The organism is Parazoarcus sp. PS-13 R2A (assembly GCF_057621855.1).
In genome coordinates this window covers 1-17,370 of sequence record NZ_JBYEXN010000005.1, presented here as the reverse complement: position 1 = coordinate 17,370, position 17,370 = coordinate 1, and the positions used below count along the sequence as shown (strand labels likewise).

The 17,370-nt window shown below is 60.9% G+C and carries 20 protein-coding genes and 1 tRNA gene; 11 read left to right on the top strand and 10 right to left on the bottom strand.

What is annotated here, in order from left to right; translation table 11 throughout:
• Nucleotides 1–148 precede the first annotated feature (148 nt).
• A tRNA-Leu gene (locus AC22G6_RS06630) sits at nt 149–233 on the top strand.
• 115 nt (nt 234–348) lie between these two features.
• Here AC22G6_RS06630 and AC22G6_RS06625 read toward each other — a convergent pair.
• On the bottom strand, nt 349–816 hold the full coding sequence (locus AC22G6_RS06625) for an Lrp/AsnC ligand binding domain-containing protein (RefSeq protein WP_108948246.1): 468 nt from the start codon (nt 814–816) through the stop codon (nt 349–351).
• A 133-nt stretch (nt 817–949) separates the two neighbouring features.
• Here AC22G6_RS06625 and AC22G6_RS06620 point away from each other — a divergent pair, with 133 nt between their 5' ends.
• On the top strand, nt 950–2,251 hold the full coding sequence (locus AC22G6_RS06620; protein ID WP_487366114.1) for a D-amino acid dehydrogenase: 1,302 nt from the start codon (nt 950–952) through the stop codon (nt 2,249–2,251).
• A 23-nt stretch (nt 2,252–2,274) separates the two neighbouring features.
• On the opposite strand, the gene AC22G6_RS06615 is transcribed toward AC22G6_RS06620, so the two are convergent.
• The 3 genes from AC22G6_RS06615 to AC22G6_RS06605 all read right to left on the bottom strand — a co-directional run bounded on the left by AC22G6_RS06615 (nt 2,275) and on the right by AC22G6_RS06605 (nt 5,427).
• Nucleotides 2,275–2,934, bottom strand: coding sequence for an RluA family pseudouridine synthase (locus AC22G6_RS06615; RefSeq protein WP_487366113.1), 660 nt, complete (start codon nt 2,932–2,934; stop codon nt 2,275–2,277).
• A gap of 178 nt (nt 2,935–3,112) precedes the next feature.
• Nucleotides 3,113–4,489, bottom strand: a complete 1,377-nt coding sequence (radA, locus tag AC22G6_RS06610; protein ID WP_487366112.1) for a DNA repair protein RadA — start codon at nt 4,487–4,489, stop codon at nt 3,113–3,115.
• On the bottom strand, nt 4,489–5,427 hold the full coding sequence (locus AC22G6_RS06605) for a LysR family transcriptional regulator (RefSeq protein ID WP_487366111.1): 939 nt from the start codon (nt 5,425–5,427) through the stop codon (nt 4,489–4,491). The genes radA and AC22G6_RS06605 overlap by 1 nt, the downstream gene beginning before the upstream one ends.
• A gap of 144 nt (nt 5,428–5,571) precedes the next feature.
• Between AC22G6_RS06605 and lplT the strand changes: the two genes are divergently transcribed.
• Nucleotides 5,572–6,822: a lysophospholipid transporter LplT gene (gene lplT / locus AC22G6_RS06600; RefSeq protein WP_487366110.1), complete on the top strand. Its 1,251-nt coding sequence runs from the start codon at nt 5,572–5,574 to the stop codon at nt 6,820–6,822.
• Nucleotides 6,823–6,842: 20 nt separating this feature from the next.
• Here the strand turns inward: lplT and AC22G6_RS06595 are convergent, their stop codons facing one another.
• The 4 genes from AC22G6_RS06595 to AC22G6_RS06580 all read right to left on the bottom strand — a co-directional run bounded on the left by AC22G6_RS06595 (nt 6,843) and on the right by AC22G6_RS06580 (nt 9,134).
• On the bottom strand, nt 6,843–7,580 hold the full coding sequence (locus tag AC22G6_RS06595; RefSeq protein ID WP_487366261.1) for a uracil-DNA glycosylase: 738 nt from the start codon (nt 7,578–7,580) through the stop codon (nt 6,843–6,845).
• Nucleotides 7,581–7,708: 128 nt separating this feature from the next.
• A complete protein-coding gene (rimI, locus tag AC22G6_RS06590) occupies nt 7,709–8,164 on the bottom strand; it encodes a ribosomal protein S18-alanine N-acetyltransferase (protein WP_487366109.1) in 456 nt (151 codons plus the stop codon).
• Nucleotides 8,161–8,850: a tRNA (adenosine(37)-N6)-threonylcarbamoyltransferase complex dimerization subunit type 1 TsaB gene (gene tsaB, locus AC22G6_RS06585; protein WP_487366108.1), complete on the bottom strand. Its 690-nt coding sequence runs from the start codon at nt 8,848–8,850 to the stop codon at nt 8,161–8,163. The genes rimI and tsaB overlap by 4 nt, the downstream gene beginning before the upstream one ends.
• Nucleotides 8,851–8,918: 68 nt before the next feature.
• Entirely contained in the window at nt 8,919–9,134 is a 216-nt protein-coding gene (locus AC22G6_RS06580) for a hypothetical protein (protein WP_487366107.1), read from the bottom strand.
• A gap of 332 nt (nt 9,135–9,466) precedes the next feature.
• On the opposite strand from AC22G6_RS06580, the gene ompR reads away from it, so the two are divergent.
• The 8 genes from ompR to AC22G6_RS06540 are packed head-to-tail and all read left to right on the top strand — an operon-like array spanning nt 9,467 to nt 14,742.
• Entirely contained in the window at nt 9,467–10,204 is a 738-nt protein-coding gene (gene ompR / locus AC22G6_RS06575; RefSeq protein ID WP_108948255.1) for an osmolarity response regulator transcription factor OmpR, read from the top strand.
• Nucleotides 10,205–10,247: 43 nt separating this feature from the next.
• The gene (locus tag AC22G6_RS06570; RefSeq protein WP_487366260.1) at nt 10,248–11,621 is read left to right on the top strand and encodes a sensor histidine kinase; all 1,374 of its coding nucleotides are present in this window, start codon (nt 10,248–10,250) and stop codon (nt 11,619–11,621) included.
• Nucleotides 11,618–12,331 (top strand): MBL fold metallo-hydrolase, encoded by a 714-nt coding sequence (locus tag AC22G6_RS06565; RefSeq protein WP_487366106.1) that lies wholly within the window; start codon nt 11,618–11,620, stop codon nt 12,329–12,331. Before AC22G6_RS06570 ends, AC22G6_RS06565 begins: the two co-directional genes overlap by 4 nt.
• Nucleotides 12,321–12,734 carry a group II truncated hemoglobin gene (locus AC22G6_RS06560; protein ID WP_487366105.1) on the top strand — a complete coding sequence of 138 codons (414 nt, stop codon included), beginning with the start codon at nt 12,321–12,323 and terminating at the stop codon, nt 12,732–12,734. Before AC22G6_RS06565 ends, AC22G6_RS06560 begins: the two co-directional genes overlap by 11 nt.
• 36 nt (nt 12,735–12,770) lie before the next feature.
• Complete coding sequence (locus AC22G6_RS06555; protein ID WP_108948258.1) at nt 12,771–13,379, top strand: septation protein A; 609 nt, start codon at nt 12,771–12,773, stop codon at nt 13,377–13,379.
• The gene (locus AC22G6_RS06550) at nt 13,379–13,678 is read left to right on the top strand and encodes a YciI family protein (protein WP_487366104.1); all 300 of its coding nucleotides are present in this window, start codon (nt 13,379–13,381) and stop codon (nt 13,676–13,678) included. The genes AC22G6_RS06555 and AC22G6_RS06550 overlap by 1 nt, the downstream gene beginning before the upstream one ends.
• Nucleotides 13,675–13,950: a BolA family protein gene (locus AC22G6_RS06545; protein WP_487366103.1), complete on the top strand. Its 276-nt coding sequence runs from the start codon at nt 13,675–13,677 to the stop codon at nt 13,948–13,950. The genes AC22G6_RS06550 and AC22G6_RS06545 overlap by 4 nt, the downstream gene beginning before the upstream one ends.
• A 9-nt stretch (nt 13,951–13,959) precedes the next feature.
• Nucleotides 13,960–14,742: a peptidylprolyl isomerase gene (locus tag AC22G6_RS06540; protein ID WP_487366102.1), complete on the top strand. Its 783-nt coding sequence runs from the start codon at nt 13,960–13,962 to the stop codon at nt 14,740–14,742.
• Nucleotides 14,743–14,837: 95 nt separating this feature from the next.
• Here the strand turns inward: AC22G6_RS06540 and AC22G6_RS06535 are convergent, their stop codons facing one another.
• Together AC22G6_RS06535 and AC22G6_RS06530 are read right to left on the bottom strand one after the other, a co-directional pair.
• A complete protein-coding gene (locus AC22G6_RS06535; protein ID WP_487366101.1) occupies nt 14,838–16,631 on the bottom strand; it encodes an acyl-CoA dehydrogenase in 1,794 nt (597 codons plus the stop codon).
• A gap of 42 nt (nt 16,632–16,673) precedes the next feature.
• The gene (locus AC22G6_RS06530; RefSeq protein ID WP_487366100.1) at nt 16,674–17,339 is read right to left on the bottom strand and encodes an energy-coupling factor ABC transporter permease; all 666 of its coding nucleotides are present in this window, start codon (nt 17,337–17,339) and stop codon (nt 16,674–16,676) included.
• Between the last annotated feature and the right edge of the window lie 31 nt (nt 17,340–17,370).

Genomic DNA, 17,370 nt, shown 5'->3' with positions numbered 1-17,370 from the left:
AATCGGGTCTCATATCGCATTTTTTATACCCGTCGCAGGCTCTCACGGGGAATACGCTGTGGTCAAGCAATCAATCGCGCTCCGTGCCGATGCACATGCGCGGCCGTGCCTGTGTATAATTCGCGGCCGCGCGTCGTCGCGGCACCTCGCGAGGGTGGCGGAATTGGTAGACGCACTGGATTTAGGTTCCAGCGCCGCAAGGCGTGAGAGTTCGAGTCTCTTCCCTCGCACCAGGATTACTGACCTGCCAGAGACACAGGGCAGGGCATCACACCCCGTATTCGGCATGGGGCGGTTTTCGTGCGGCAACGCAGCGTCCTGCTGACTGCCGCAGAAATATTGACGCGCTCAGCGCTCGATATCCAGATACAGCGTTTCCTTCAGTTCTTCCATCACGACGTAGCTTCTCGACTCCGCTGCCGACGGCAACTGCGTCAGCAGATCGCCGAGCAGTCGACGGTACTCGCTCATCTCGCCGATCCGGGCCTTGATCAGATAGTCAAAATCGCCCGAGACAAGGTGGCACTCCATGACCTCGGGGATTGTCGTCAACTCCTTGCGGACGCGCTCGAACACCTCGCCCGAGCGCGTCGATAACTTGATCTCGATGAAGACCAGCAGACTCTTGCCGAGCGCCTGCGGATTCAGGTGCGCGTGATAGCCGGTGATGATTCCGTCGCGCTCAAGCCTGCGTACGCGTTCGGTACACGGCGTCGCCGACAGCCCGATCCGCTGGGCAAGTTCAGTCATTGAAACGCGCCCGTTCTTCTGCAGTTCAACGAGGATTTTCCGGTCGATTCGATCGAGATTCTGCATTTCACTACCTGCTGATGCTTTTGGGATTATTTCGGCGTTATTCACTGCGCTACGATCGCACTTCAGTGTCTTTCACTAGCAGACAGTCAATACACTAGCGAAATTCTACTACTTTGAGTTCAGGAGAGAGGTCATGCGTGTTCTGGTTCTCGGCAGCGGTGTGGTTGGAACGACGACCGCCTATTATCTGGCGCGCGCCGGAGCAAAGGTCACGGTTATCGATCGCCAGCCGGCGCCTGCCATGGAGACCAGTTTTGCAAACGCAGGGCAGGTCTCTCCAGGGTACTCGACGCCATGGGCTGCGCCCGGCATTCCCCTGAAGGCCCTGAAGTGGCTCTTTCAGCGTCATGCGCCACTCGCGATTCGCGCCGACGGCAGCCTGTTTCAGTTGCGCTGGATGATGGAGATGCTTCGCAACTGTACCGCCGAGCGCTATGCCGAAAACAAGGCAAGAATGATGCGTCTCTCCGAGTACAGCCGCGACACCTTACGCACTTTGCGCAGCGACACCGGATTGCACTATGAAGAGCGGAGCAAGGGCACGCTGCAACTGTTCCGGTCCGCCGCACAGCTGGAGGCCGCTCGCCAGGACATCAGCGTGCTCGAAGAGTTTGGTGTTCCTTACGAACTGCTGGATCGCGACGGGCTCATTCGCGCAGAGCCGGCGCTTGCCCGGGCAGATGCCCAGCTCGTCGGCGGATTGCGCCTGCCCAACGATGAAACCGGCGATTGCCAGCTGTTCACCACCCGGCTTGCGGAGATGGCCCGCGACCTGGGTGTCGAATACCGCTTTGGCGTCTCAGTGGACGAAATCCTGACCGGCGGTGGCGGCATCATCGGCGTTCGCGTCGGCGACGAAGTCCTCTCTGCGGACCGCTACGTGCTGGCCCTCGGCAGCTACTCGCGCAATCTGCTCGCGCCCCTGGGGCTGGACCTCCCGGTCTATCCGCTCAAGGGCTACTCGCTGACGATCCCGCTCGCAGACGAAAACGCCGCGCCGGTTTCGACGGTGCTCGATGAAACCTACAAGGTGGCAATTACGCGTTTCGATCAGCGGATCAGGGTAGGGGGGATGGCCGAACTCGGCGGCTTCGACCTCGGCTTGAATCCCCGCCGCCGCGAGACCCTCGAAATGGTCGTCGGCAGCCTTTTTGGCGGCTGCGGCGACCTTTCCGCGGCAGAGTTCTGGACCGGACTGCGGCCAATGACACCGGACGGCACGCCGATCGTCGGTGCAACCGCTTATCCCGACCTGTATATCAATACCGGGCACGGAACGCTTGGCTGGACCATGGCATGTGGATCGGGGCAACTGCTGGCCGATGTCATCACCGGCCGTCAGCCGGCGATCCGCCACGACGATCTGGCGATCTCCCGCTACACCAAAAAGCCATCAAGCAGCGGCAAACTGGCGAATCTTCAGCCTGCTGGCTGAGGGAGGCCACTGCTCAACAAGCTTCAGAATGGCGGTTCGCTCGCAAAACTGAGCGGGAGGCCGCTGTCGGGATGTTTCAGTTCAAGGCTGGATGCGTGCAATAGCAGGCGTCCAGCCTTGTGCGTATCAGGCGTGCCATAGAGTGCATCACCGAGAATCGGGTGACCCAGAGTCAGCATGTGCACCCGCAGCTGATGCGTACGGCCAGTGAGCGGCGTGAGTTCAACCCGTGTCACGAACGCGTCGCCATCGCGTGCAATCACGCGGTAGTGGGTCGTTGATGGCTTGCCGGTGTCGAAATCCACTTTCTGCAACGGTCGATTCGGCCAGTCAGCAATCAATGGGTAGTGCAGGCTTCCTTCATCGCTGGCGAGCAGGCCATCGACAACTGCGAGGTAGCGCTTGTGAACCTCGCGTTCCTGGAACATCACGCTCAGGCGCCGATGCGCCACTGCGTTACGAGCGAGCACGATCAGTCCGGAGGTCTCCATGTCGAGGCGATGCACGATCAGGGCGTCGGGGAAATCAGCCTGCACGCGCGAGACCAGACAATCAGCCTTGTCCGCGCCACGTCCCGGAACCGATAGCAGTCCGCCAGGCTTGACCACGACCAGCATCGAAGCGTCGACATGCAGATAATCGAGCGGCGCGGGTGGTGGCGGAGAATATGGAGCGGGGTTCATGCCGGAAATTCGGTACTCGTAAACGGGTGGCGATTGTCACCGCGAAAAGAGCGCGGAGCAAATGCCGCATTCTTCGGCTGCAACGTGCTCTGCGCTCTGAATCCATAACCACCATAATGTGTATTATGTAAACTTAAGTACATTCTTTGCGAACCAACACCTGCTTCCTGCCAGGCAATCACTCACTCAGGCCCTTCGCAACGTCCAGCGCCTGATCGATGCGCTCCACTGCATGGATCTCCATTCCCTCGATCGGATGTCGCGGCATGTTTGCCTTGGGCACGATCGCGGTGTGGAATCCGAGCTTTGCCGCTTCCTTCAGTCGCTCCTGCCCGCGAGGCGCGGGACGGATCTCACCTGCAAGGCCGACTTCGCCAAACACGGCGAGCCCTTGCTTCAGCGGCCGGTCGCGCAAGGATGAGACTGTGGCCAGCAGGATCGCAAGATCGGCCGCAGGCTCGGTGATCTTGACGCCGCCGACTGCGTTTACGAACACGTCTTGATCGAAGCAGACGATACCGGCGTGCCGGTGCATGACTGCAAGCAGCATCGCCAAGCGGGTCTGTTCGAGCCCCACCGAAAGCCTGCGGGGGTTTGGACTCTGTGCGCCATCGACCAGCGCCTGGATTTCGACCAGCAAAGGGCGCGTACCTTCCTGGGTGACGAGGACACAACTGCCCGACACCTGCTCTGCATGCTGCGACAGAAACAGCGCTGACGGGTTGGAGACGCCCCTCAAACCGCGATCGGTCATTGCGAACACACCAAGCTCATTGACCGCACCAAAGCGGTTCTTGAACGCACGCACGAGGCGGAAGCTCGAATGGTTGTCTCCCTCGAAGTACAGCACGGTATCGACGATGTGCTCGAGCACGCGCGGACCTGCCAGGGTGCCGTCCTTGGTGACATGTCCAACCAGGATCAGCGTCGTCCCGCTTTGCTTCGCAAAACGCGTGAGCTGCGCCGCGCACTCCCTCACCTGCCCGACTGAGCCCGGCGCAGACTGCAGACTTTCGGAATACACCGTCTGAATGGAGTCGATGACGGCAACCCGGGGTGCAGCGGTTTTCAGGGTGTCGAGAATGCGCTCGAGATTGATCTCTGCAAGCAGTTGCAGCTCACCGGCCTGCAGTTGCAGGCGCTGAGCACGCAGCGCAACCTGTTCGCCCGACTCTTCACCGCTGACATAGACCACAGGGTGCGCCGCTGCGAGATGGCACAGGGCCTGCAGCAGAAGGGTCGACTTGCCGATTCCGGGGTCGCCACCGATGAGTACCACTCCGCCCGCGACCAGCCCGCCACCGAGTACACGGTCGAACTCGTCGATGCCAGTCGGTATTCTGGGTTCTTCTCTGGGCTGCAGCGCGGACAGAGGCTGAAGCCTGGAGGCAGCGCCGGCAAGTGCGGCGAAACGGCTCGGTGCCGCCCCTCCCCCACGCTCAAGGACGGTTTCGGTCAGGGTATTCCATGCCTGGCACTGCGGACACTGACCTTGCCAGCGAGGGGTCTGCGCACCGCATTCGGAGCACACATAAGCCGACTTGGCTTTCGCCATCAGCCAAGACCTTGTTCGGATGCGCGCTCTGCAACCGTTGCAGCCATTTCCGTGAGCTCGGCACAGGCATGTTCTGCAAAGGTGGTGATCAGGCGCGAGCGGAACTTGTCGCGCGGGATGATGACCTCAAGCGGGGTGAAAAGCCTGGGTTCGAGGGGGATGCCCACCAGTTTGCCCTCGCGAAGATCGCGCAGGATGGCGGCTCGGGACGCAATCGCGTAGCCCATGCCCTCGGCTGCAAGATGTTTCACCGTGGCCAGACTGCCAAGTTCGGCACAAATGTTGATTTCGGTCATCGGCACACCGGCCGCTTCAAAGAACTGTTCTGCAAGCTCCCTGATCGCATTACCCGGGTCGCGGGTGATGAAGGGATGCTCGATCAGGTCTTCCGCCTTCAGTGACGTCGCTTGTGCGAGCGGATGCGTCGGTGCACAGATGACCAGCAGGTCGTCCTGCTCGGCGCTGAAGCGCTCGACTGAAGGTTGATCGGAAACGATCTCGATCAGCCCGATATCCAGATCACGCGCCGCAACACGATCTTCGGTGAGCTGCGAATTGCCTACAACGACCCGCGGCACCACACGGGGGAAGCGGCGCTTGAAGCTTTCGAGCAGGCGCGGCAGCCAGTACGCGGCGATGGTGGTGCTGGTACCAATGTTGATCGCACCTGACAACTCGTCGGTCAGCTCGGATACACGCGACTCGAGTTCGTCCGACAGCCCGAGGATGCGTTCTGCGTACGCCAGCACAAGTTCGCCGGTGGGCGTCAGCGAGATGTGACCATGACCGCGCTCGAGAAGCCGGGTGTTGAAGTGCTCTTCCAGTTGCTTGATCTGGAAGGTCACGGCCGGCTGTGTCATGAACAGGTGTTCGGCTGCGCGCGTGAACGAGCCGTGCTTTGCCACAGCGTGAAAAACTTGCAACCGACGATCTGCCATGATTATTCAATAAACCTTGTTTATATCGATAATTACACCACAGATCACGTTTCAACTCACCCCGATTGAGCAAGGTCGTAACAAGTTTCTTCCCTTCGTGATATAAACCGCGCTTCCGCTAACGCGACGGTGTGTACCGCAACGATGCCGCTCGGCTTTTATATCATCATGGCAGCGCAGTTCTTTTCTGCGCTTGCTGACAACGCTCTGCTGATCGTCGCCATCGCGCTTCTACGGGATATGGCGTCTCCTGCGGAATATGAGCCGCTGCTCAAGCTGTTCTTTACCGTGTCATACGTGGCACTGGCGGCTTTTGTGGGCGCATTCGCGGACTCGATGCCCAAGTGGCGGGTCATGCTGATCAGCAACACCATCAAGATCGGCGGTTGCCTGATGCTTTTCCTCGGCACGCACCCCTTGTTCGCCTATGCGGTGATCGGTCTGGGTGCGGCAGCGTACTCGCCGGCCAAGTACGGCATCCTCACCGAGTATCTTCCACATCGCCTGCTCGTGGTCGCGAATGGCTGGATTGAAGGCCTGACCGTTGGCGCGATCATTGTCGGCACCGTGATGGGGGGCGTGCTGATCCGAGAAGACGTTTCGGGCTGGCTGCTTGGACTTAACCTGCCCTTCGTTACCTCGGCTTTCGAAGCCAGCGTGCTGGCAATCGGCACCCTCTACCTGGTCGCGGCCTGGTTCAACTTCCACATCCCGGACACCGGCGTTGACCACAAGCCGCTGAAGAACAACCCGCTGTACCTCGTTCACGATTTCAATCACTGCCTGAAGCTGCTCTGGCGCGACAAGCTCGGCCAGATATCGCTTGCGGTCACCACGCTGTTCTGGGGAGCAGGCGCAACCCTGCAGTTCATCGTCATCAAGTGGGCGGAGCACAACCTTGGTCTCGGGCTGTCCGAAGCGTCCATGCTGCAGGGCGTGGTTGCGATCGGCGTCGCGGTGGGCGCGATCCTCGCCGCGCGCTTCGTGTCGCTGAGGCGTTCCGTCAGGGTCATTCCACTGGGTATTGCGATGGGCCTGATGGTGCTGCTCATGACCGTTGTTACCAACTCAACCATTGCGATGGGACTGATGGTCGTGGTTGGCGCGCTGGCCGGGTTCTTCGTGGTGCCGATGAACGCACTGCTGCAACACCGAGGACATATCCTGATGGGCGCCGGTCACTCGATCGCGGTGCAGAACTTCAACGAGAACCTGTCCATCCTGATCATGACCGGCGGCTATGCGCTGCTGATCATGCTCGGGTTCTCGATCAATGTCGTGATCGTTCTTTTCGGACTCTTTGTCGCTGGTTCAATGTTCTTCGTCAAACTCCGTCACGAAGCGAATCAGCGCGTGAAGGACGACGTCAGTCAGCTCGAAGATCTGCATCACTGATCGCGCAGACCCGGGCCCCATCAGTCCGGGGGCACCAGGCTGCGCGCAAAACACAGATCCTCCCACGCCTTGCCCTTGTCCTGCGGATTCCGCAGCAAGTAGGCAGGGTGATAGGTGACCACCACCGGAACACCCTGTCGCTCGAAGCGCTTTCCGCGCGCAGCGCCGATGCTGACCGCGGTATCCAGAAGCGCCTGCGCACCCGGCCGCCCGAGCGCAATCAGCAAGCGGGGCTGAACCAGTTCGATCTGGCGCTGAAGAAAGGGCAGACAGGCTGCGATCTCGTCCGCCTCGGGCGTACGATTGTGCGGCGGCCGGCACTTGACCGCATTGGCAATGAAGACCTGATGCGCCCTCGTCAGCCCCAGCGCTGCGAGCATGTTGTCGAGCAACTTGCCGGCCTGTCCGACGAAAGGTTCCCCGAGGCGGTCCTCGTCCGCACCCGGCCCCTCCCCCACCAGCATCCAGCTCGCCTTGCGATCGCCCACGCCAGGCACCGCCTGCCGTCGTTTCTCGCACAGCCTGCAGGCGCGACAGGCGCGGATTTCGTCTTCGAGCCCAGCCCAGTCTAGCCCGGCGATGCGCGCACTTCTGAGCGGGTCAGGCGTCGTTTGTTGTGGTGAGGCTGGCGCGGGTGCTCGGGCGGCAGGCGCGGCTTTTTCAGGGACAGGGGTCGGTGCCGGCCGCTGTACGACGGGCCGCTCCTTAGGTTTTGGGCTGACGACCTGCTCGCCGGACTCACTGCGCGCGTGCCGCATCGCAGGGATCGCCTCGCTGCGGTGACCTGCAGGCCGGGGCTCGGGGACAACGTCGGCCTTCGGGCTGCTGCGCAGCCGCCACAACGGAGCGAGCCCCATTTCCCGGAGCAAGGCAGCGCGCTGCGGGGTCACAGGCTCGCCTTCATCACGATCGCATCCTCGCGCCCGTCAGCTGCCGGGTAATAGCCCTTGCGGCGACCGATCTCGATGAATCCGGATCGGTTGTAAAGCGCAAGCGCAGACTGGTTCGACGGACGAACTTCGAGGAAGAAGTCGCGTGCCCCGCTATGCCTTGCCTGTGCGAACAGGTGCGCTAGCAGCCTGGCCCCACGCCCCTGCCCCTGAGCGTCGCGCACGACGCTGATGTTGAGCAGATGCGCCTCGTCGAGCACACCGAGAACGATGCTGTAGCCAATCGGGCGTCCAGCCTCGTGCATGATCCAGCTCGCGTACCCGGCAGCAAGCGCATCCGCAAAATTCCCCCTGGACCACGGGAACGGGTGCAGTTCGGCCTCCCGGTCGCTGACCCAGTCGAGGTCATCTTCCGACATCGGCGTGAAGACGCCCGTCTCGCACACCGTCATGCCTTGCCTCCGCGCGCGAGCCGCTCGGCGGTTGTCAGTGCGACCTTGTCGCGCACGTAAAGTGGTGCAGCGTGTTCGGCCGCCAAGAGCTTTCCGAGGCTGACCTGCTCTGCGGCCAGCAGCGCGACATCGCGCGCGCGCGGCACTGCATCAGGACTGCTTCCGAGCAGCTGACCATGAAAGCGATCGCTCAGCCTGTCGCCATAAGCCTTGAAGGCAGAACCGATCCCCCACCATTTTCCATCCGGCAAGTCCAGGACATCGGGCGCAGCGCAACCCGCTTCGCCATGTGGTCTCGCAAGACCGTTGTCGATGACACAGGCGCGAAAATAGATCTCGCCCATTCGGGCATCGGTTGCCGCCAGAACGTTTGCTTCGGGCGCCTGCATCGCAAGCGCGTCAAGGCTGCATACCGGAACCACGCCAAGCCCTGCGCCAAGCGCGAGCCCCTGCGCAATTCCGCAGGACAGACGCAAACCGGTGAAGGCTCCTGGGCCACTGCCAAAGGCCACCGCATCCAGACGGTTCACCCCGATACCACCATCGGCCAGCAACTGAAGGACGACGGACAGGATGTACTCGGAATGATTGGCGTGCCCCTCGAGCAGATGCTCCCGGAGATCTCCGTCCATGTACAGCGCGACACTCGCGTGTTCGCAGGAAGTTTCGAGGGAGAGTAAATTCATGGTGCCGATATTCTACCGGCTGACAGGCCGATCGGCCTGTTTTGGAACGCTGATCTCGCTCAGCGGTGTCAGCGCGAACGTCCGTCGTCCTGATCTGCGTTGACGTTGCGCATGACCGCACGCAAATCGCGGTGCAGGGCCTCGCGCTCTTCCTGACTCAGCCGGCGCCGGCTTGGAGTCGCGCCTTGCTGCAGGTTCGATTCAAGTGCCCGACGCAACTCGGCACGTCGCTGGGCGGGGCGAACGACAATCGTCTCAGGTACGATCTCTGTCACCTCAGGCACCGGTTCTGCATGCGCGGAAACACTCATCACGCCCGCGACAGCACACACGGCAAGGCCAAGCAGGCACCTTGACAGCGCGGAAATTGAACCAGCGTGGAAGATGAAGCGTTTCGGGATCATGATCAAAACTCTGCGCTCAACTCACCCATGTGAGTACAAGCGTAAAAATAACGGACAACAAGGCTCGCGCCTAGCTCAAAAGCACTAAACGAAGATGCCATTGTAAGGGGATGTTGCCCTGAGGCGGCGCCTTACGAAGCGTTACGCAGCGGGGCTGAGCGCGAGCGCGAGAACGCTGGCGAGGCGCCAGAACACACGATAGGATGCGCGTCATGAACGGAAAAACTCGATACCGCGTATTGCTCGTAGACGATGACGCTCGTCTGCGCGACCTTCTGTCCCGCTACCTTCAGGAACAGGGGTTTGCCGTGAAGGCCGTCAACGATGCGCCGATGATGGACCGCGCCCTTCATCGCGAGCACTTTGATCTCATCGTCCTCGACCTGATGCTTCCCGGCGAGGACGGCCTGTCAATCTGCCGCCGCCTGCGTGCAGCAGAAAGCGTGATTCCGATCATCATGCTGACCGCCAAGGGCGATGATGTGGATCGCATCGTCGGCCTGGAGATGGGTGCCGACGACTATCTTGGCAAGCCCTTCAATCCCCGCGAACTCGTCGCCCGCATTCAGGCGGTGATGCGTCGGCAGCCTCCCCCGCTTCCGGGTGCGCCGACCGCCGAGGACGAGATCGTCGTCTTCGGTCGCATCCGTGTAAATCTTGGCACGCGAACGCTGCAACGCGACGGGGAGGAGATTCAGCTCACGACCGGCGAGTTCTCGTTGCTGAAGGTTCTGCTTCAGCACCCGCGGCAACCCCTGTCGCGCGACAAGCTGATGGAACTCGCGCGTGGTCGTGAGTACGGCGTTTTCGACCGGGCCATCGATGTTCAGGTGTCCAGGCTGCGCAAGCTGGTCGAAGACGATCCCGCCAAGCCGCGCTATATCCAGACGGTGTGGGGATTCGGCTACGTCTTTGTACCGGACGACAACAAGCCGGCAAGCAGTGACTGATTCCGAACGGCCGCCCCAGACAGGTGCGCCAAGGCTTCGCACCCTGCCGGGGTGGTTGCCGCGTACGCTCCTGTGGCAGACCTTTCTGCTCGTGGCCTTGCTGCTCACGCTGGCACTCGCCGCCTGGAGCCAGATCTTCCGTTACTTCGAAGAAGCCCCGCGCGCCCGTGACCTCGCCCAGATGGTCGTCAGCGTCGTCAACCTCACCCGCACCGCACTGATCAATGCCGATTCCGCACGGCGGCGCGAGCTGCTGATCGAACTCGCAGCGCTCGAGGGCATTCGCGTGTATCCGGCTGAGGCTTCGGACGAGATTCAGCCCCTGCCGGACAGTCGTCCGATGCGCCTGCTGATCGCAGAGGTGAGGCGCAGCCTTGGCGAGCACACCCGGTTCGCGTCACGCTGGAAAACGCTTGACGGCTTCTGGATCAGCTTCCGGCTCGATCCCGATGACAGCGACGAGTACTGGGCCATGGTGCCCCCCGACCGCATTGAGAAGCCCCATGCCCTGGAGTGGCTGTCATGGGGCGGAGCGGCACTCCTGGCCGCCCTTCTCGGTGCCTACCTGATCGTTTCGCGCATTGGCGCCCCACTGCGCCAGATGGCACGTGCGGCGAGAGTGGTCGGCAGCGGACAGACCCCTCAGCCCCTGCCAGAGTCCGGCCCGCAGGAGATCGCTGTCGTTGCCCGTGCGTTCAACCAGATGGCCGGCGACCTTGCACGCACGGATGCTGACCGCGCCCTGATTCTGGCCGGAGTCTCCCACGATCTGCGCACCCCCCTGGCGCGCCTTCGACTTGGGGTCGAAATGTCGGGCGCCCCCGAGGACGAAGTGACGGCGATGGTGACCGACATTGAGGAGATGGACCGTATCATCGGGCAGTTTCTCGACTTCGGCCGCGGCGCGCCGCAGGAGCCCCCTCAGCCGGTCGACCTGTCGGCGCTGGTGGCCGATCTGGCTGAGCCCTACCGTTTGCGTGGCGTCGCACTGAATCTGTCCTTGCCGTATCGACTGGAAGCACCCGGGCGCAGCCTTTCACTCAGACGCGCCTTGGCCAATCTGATCGATAACGCCTTGCGCTACGCGGGCGAGGACAAACCGCTCGATGTTTCACTGTTCGAGGAGGCCGGCGCGGCCTGTATCGAAGTCGCTGACCGCGGCCCCGGCATTCCGGCGGATCAGGTTGAGCGCATGCGTCACCCCTTCACCCGTCTCGAAGGCGCGCGCAGCAACACCAAGGGCGCCGGACTCGGGCTCGCGATCGTCGAACGCGTAATACGTGCGCACGAAGGGCGCCTCGACCTGCTTCCCCGCGAAGGAGGCGGCTTGCGCGCGATCCTTCGGATTCCGCTCACCTCATCGTCATCCTCCCGCGTTAGAATGCCTGCGGTTACGGCTGGAGCCCATCGCGCATGAACATCGTTTTCCGGCAGCTTTTTGACGAACAAAGCTGCACACTCACCTATCTTCTGGCTGACCCGATGACCGGCGATTCAGTTCTGATCGATTCGGTGCGGGAGCACGTCGGGCGCTATCTCACCCTGCTGCAGGAATTGAATCTGCAACTGGCCTGGCTGCTCGAAACGCACGCTCATGCCGATCACATCACGGGTGCCGCCGGCATGCGTGAGGTAACCGGTGCGCGCAGTGCAAGCGGTGAGCACTCGGGCATCAGTTGCGCGGATCGCCAGCTGAAGGACGGCGATTTCATCGTGTTCGGCGGTGAGGTTTTGCGGGCCATCGCCACACCAGGCCATACACCGGGGTGCACAAGCTTTCTCTGGCGCGACCGCCTGTTTACGGGCGACACGCTGATGATCGGTGGCTGCGGTCGCACCGATTTCCAGGGTGGGGACGCGGGCACGCTGTTTGACAGCATCGGACGTATCATGTCGCATCCGGGAGAAACGCTTGTCTATCCGGGACACGATTACAAGAACATGCGGGTAAGTTCGGTCGAACAGGAGCGTCTCAGCAATGTCCGTATCAAGGATCAGACACGGGAATCCTTCATCGAGCTGATGAACAACCTGAACCTGCCGCGCCCCCGCCTCATAGACGAGGCGGTGCCGGCCAACCTGCGCTGCGGCCGTAACGAGGATATGATTGACATCCATGCAGCCTGATTCAAACACGCTACCCGTCACCACGCCCTACGATGAAATCGGCGGCGAACCCACCGTGCGAGCACTGGTCACGCGCTTTTATCAACTGATGGACGACCTGCCCGAAACCTACGGCATCCGCAAAATGCATGCCGAGGACCTTTCCGGTTCGGCTGAAAAGCTCTTTCTTTTTCTCTCCGGCTGGTTCGGAGGCCCCCAACTGTATGTTGAGCGCTTCGGACCGCCCTTCCTGCGTGCACGGCATCTTCCCTTCTCCATTGGCACGTCCGAACGCGACCAGTGGATGATGTGCATGACTCAGGCGCTCGAAGAGACCATTGCCGACAACGATCTGCGTGCGCGCCTTCACGACTCGTTCGCTGCGCTGGCCAACCACATGCGGAACCGGGCCGAGCAGGCCTGAGTCAACCGATCCACCTAGAATCAAGTCATTACGCACATGAAGTTTCTTTTCGACCTGCTGCCGGTCATCCTGTTCTTTGCAGCCTACAAATTTGCCGGAGCGGATCCCGACGCTTCGCTTGCACTCGCATCAAGGCTGCTCGGGGACGGCATCGTCGCCACTCAGGCGCCCATTCTGATTGCCACGGTGGTCGCAATCGTCGCCACCTTTCTGCAGATTCTCATTGTCTGGCTGAAGCACCGCAAGGTTGACCGCATGTTGTGGGTCAGTCTGGCGATCATCGTTGTTTTCGGTGGTGCGACGCTGTTCTTCCACAATCCGACCTTCATCAAGTGGAAGCCGACTGCGCTGTACTGGCTCTTCAGTGGCGTTCTCGTGTTCTCCGCCCTGCTGCTGAAGCGCAACCTCATCCGCAACATGCTGGAAGCGCAGATTCAACTCCCCGAACTCGTGTGGTCCAGGCTCAACCTCGCCTGGGCCCTCTTTTTCGTCTGCATGGGGGTGCTCAATCTCTATGTTGCGTACAACTTCTCGGAAGAAGCCTGGGTCAATTTCAAGCTGTTCGGCGGAATGGGCCTGATGCTTGCCTTCGTGCTTGGGCAAGGCTTCTACCTTTCAAAGCATATGCAGGAGGATGCAAGCTGATGCTTTACGTTCTGATGGGTGAAGACATTCCGAATTCGCTGGAGAAGAGAAAGGCTGCGCGCCCCGAACATCTCCTGCGCCTTGAAAAGCTGCGTGACGAAGGCCGCCTGATCCTCGTCGGCCCCATGCCGGCGATCGACTCTGCCGACCCTGGCCCCGCCGGCTTCGTCGGCAGCCTGGTCGTTGCCGAATTCGCCTCGCAGGCCGATGCCGAAGCCTGGCTGGCCGATGACCCTTACGCCAGGGAGGGCGTGTTCGCGCGGACGTCGGTGCGCCCGTTCATCAAGGTCATGCCGTGAGTGTTCCGGACCGCATCCGGGCCAGGCTTGCCGCCTTCGAGCCCTCACTGATCGAAGTTGAAGATGACAGCCATCTTCATGCAGGGCATGCCGGTGCAAGAAGTGGTGGCGGCCATTACAATCTGCATATTGTCTCCGATGAATTTGTCGGCAAGAACACCGTTGCGCGACATCGAATGATCTATGCCGCGCTCGGCGAAATGATGAAAAGCGAGATTCACGCACTCGCAATTCGTGCTCAAACGGCTGAAGAAGCCAAACAATCCAACTGAGGAACACCGATGAAAACTTTCCCGAGCCGTCTGGCTATCGCCCTCCTTGCGGGCTTCATCACACAGGCGAGCTTCGCGGCCGAGTCCATTGCAACCGTTAACGGCAAGGCCATCCCCGCCGCCCGTGCGGAAGCCATGATCAGCGAACAGCGCGCACAGGGTGCGCCCGATAGTCCTCAACTGCGCGATGCCGTGCGTGAAGAGCTGGTGCGCCGCGAAATTCTCGGCCAGGAAGCCGTCAACAAGGGCCTCGACAAGAAGGGCGACGTACAAGTCCAGATGGACCTTGCGCGCCAGGCAATCCTGATTCGCGCCTATCTGCAGGACTACGTCAAGAACAACGCCGTCTCGGAAGCCGACATCAAGAAGGAATACGATGCGGTCAAGGGTCGTATGGGTGACAAGGAGTACAAGCCCCGCCACGTTCTGGTTGAAACCGAAGATCAGGCCAAGGAAGTCATCGCAAAGCTTCAGGCCGGTTCCAAGATCGAAGATCTGGCCAAGGACTCGCGCGACCCCGGCTCCAAGGAGCGTGGTGGCGATCTGGGCTGGAGCAATCCTGGCATGTTCGTTGCCCCCTTCTCCGAAGCCATGGTGAAACTGACCAAGGGCAAGTTTACGACCACCCCGGTAAAGAGCGATTTCGGCTATCACGTCATCATGCTTGAAGACGTGCGTGACCTTAAGGCGCCTCCTTACGAGGAAGTGAAGCCCCAGATTCAGCAGCGTCTGCAACAGCAGAAGGTCGAGAAGCACATCCTCGACCTGCGGGCCAAGGCCAAGGTTCAGTAAGCCTTAGCGGGGACAAAAAAACGGCTGGTGGAGAAGTCCACCAGCCGTTTTTTATTGTCAGTCGCCTGCCGCACCGGGCAGGCCGCGACGTTCGTTCAGAACAGTTCCTCTGGCAGCTCCAGCGCACCTGTCGCGCCATTTACAACGGCATACGCAAGGCCGGGAGCCTGAGCCATGACATGGTCTGCGTAGAAGCGGGCCGTCACCAGCTTCGCACTGTAGAAGCCGTGATCTCCACCCTGCCCGGCGAGCTTCGTCTTCGCAACCAGTGCTGCACGCGCCATTTGCCAACCGCCCGCAACGATACCCAGCAGCTTCAGGAAGGGAACCGAACCGACCGAGGCCGCCTTGATGTCTTCGTTGTAGGTCGCAAGGATGTAGGCAACAGCCTCTTCGACAGCCGTAACGCCCGCCGACAGCGAACGGCGAATGGCCGCGAGCGCCGGATCCGAAGCATCGAGTTGAGCCTCGACCTCACGCATCTCGGCAAGCAGCGCCTTGATGGTCACGCCGTTCTCACGGGCAATCTTGCGTCCGATCAGGTCGTTGGCCTGGATCGCCGTCGTCCCTTCGTAAATCGTCGTAATCCGCGCATCACGCAAATGCTGAGCCGCACCGGTTTCCTCGATGAAGCCCATGCCGCCATGGACCTGAACGCCGGTCGAGGCGACCTCGATCGAGTTCTCGGTCAGCCAGCCCTTGACGACGGGAATCATCAGATCAACGAAGGCCTGTTTCTGCGCACGCACGGCCTGATCTTCATGATGATGGGCAAAGTCGGTCGCAGCGCCAACCACATAGGCGAGGGCGCGCATGGCTTCGGTCTGGCTCTTCATCGACATCAGCATCCGGCGCACGTCTGCATGATGAATGATGCTGACCTTCGGGCCGCCGCGAACACCTGCTTCCGTGCCCTGGATACGGTCCTTCGCATACTGCAGCGCGTGCTGATACGCACGCTCGGACAGCGCCAGGCCTTCCATGCCTACCGCGAAGCGGGCCTCGTTCATCATGATGAACATGTACTCGAGACCGCGATTGGCTTCACCAATCAGGGTGCCAACCGCACCACCGTTGTCGCCAAACGCGAGCACGCAGGTCGGGCTGGCGTGAATGCCGAGTTTGTGTTCGATGGAAACGCAATGCACATCGTTGCGTGCCCCGAGGGTGCCATCGGCATTGACCATGAACTTGGGAACGACGAACAGCGAGATGCCTTTCACCCCTTCCGGTGCATCGGGCAGACGCGCCAGCACCAGGTGGATGATGTTGTCGGTCATGTCGTGATCACCATAGGTGATGAAGATCTTCTGACCGGAAATCAGATACGTGCCGTCACCCTGCGGTTCTGCCTTGGTGCGCACCGCGGCAAGGTCCGAGCCCGCCTGCGGTTCGGTGAGGTTCATGGTGCCTGTCCACTCGCCGCTCACCATCTTCGGCAGGTACATGTTCTTTTGTTCGTCACTACCGCGCAGCATCAGCGATTCGATCGCACCCGTGGTCAGCATCGGACACAGCGAGAACGCCATGTTGGCCGATTTCCACATTTCCATGACTGCGGTAGACAGCAGCTTGGGCAGACCCTGGCCACCATACTCGGGATCGCAAGCGAGTGCGGTCCAGCCCGACTCGGCGAACTGGCGGTAGGCGTCCTTCCAGCCTGTAGCCGTCTTTACGTTGCCTTCGTTCCAGCTCGCACCTTCCTGGTCGCCGCTCCAGTTAAGGGGGGCCAGCACACCGCTGGCAAACTTGTTCGCTTCCTCAAGAATGGCATCGACAAGATCGGACGACACCTCATCGTTACCGGGTAGCGCGGCGACGCCGTCAAAATCGGCCAATTCGTTCATCACGAACTGCATGTCACGAATCGGGGCGGTGTAGTTACTCATTGGTCTCCCTCCGGATAGTGCGTTATGAACGACCCGAGAACCTTATTTGTTCCACAGGTAGCGGCGGTCATCGAATGCCACTACCCATTCGGGTCGGTAGATCACCATGACTGTGATCAATGCGCCACTCAGCCAGCCTTCGGCAAAGCCGAGAAACAGAAAATAGGGCAGGTACTCATTGATCAGGAACGTTGCCGGGTAGGCACCTGACAGCACCATCGCCGCAGAGGTGATTGCCCCCTGCAGCATGATCGTCAGGGCCGACCCTGCGAAGCCAACAACAAAAATGAAAACGAAGAAATGAGCCGGCAGATAGCACACGACAAACCGGTGAATGCCGTGGGCAATCATCACTGGCAATACAGCCATCAGCATGAAGTTGATGGGCCATGCCTGCCACTCAACGGAACCATTGAGGGTGATCACGCTGAGGGTGAGCGCAAGCGCAATGATTGCCAGTCGCGGACCGAGTGTCAGCGTGACCGCCATCGCACCAAGCATGTGCAGGTTGAGCCCGGGCTTGACCCCGGCCTTCAGACTCCAGGTCAGCCCCAGCCCGATCACAAAGCCCAGCATGAGATTGAGTTGCGTCCCCTGGCTGAGCCTTTTCCACGGTGCTTTCAGAACACTCTGGTACAGCACCAGTAGCGCGAGCGCAGCAGCAATCCAGTGCCACGTTGTCGAAAACAACGAAGCCGGAAGATTCATCTGTGCGCCCTGCTCCCTGCCTTAGCCCAGT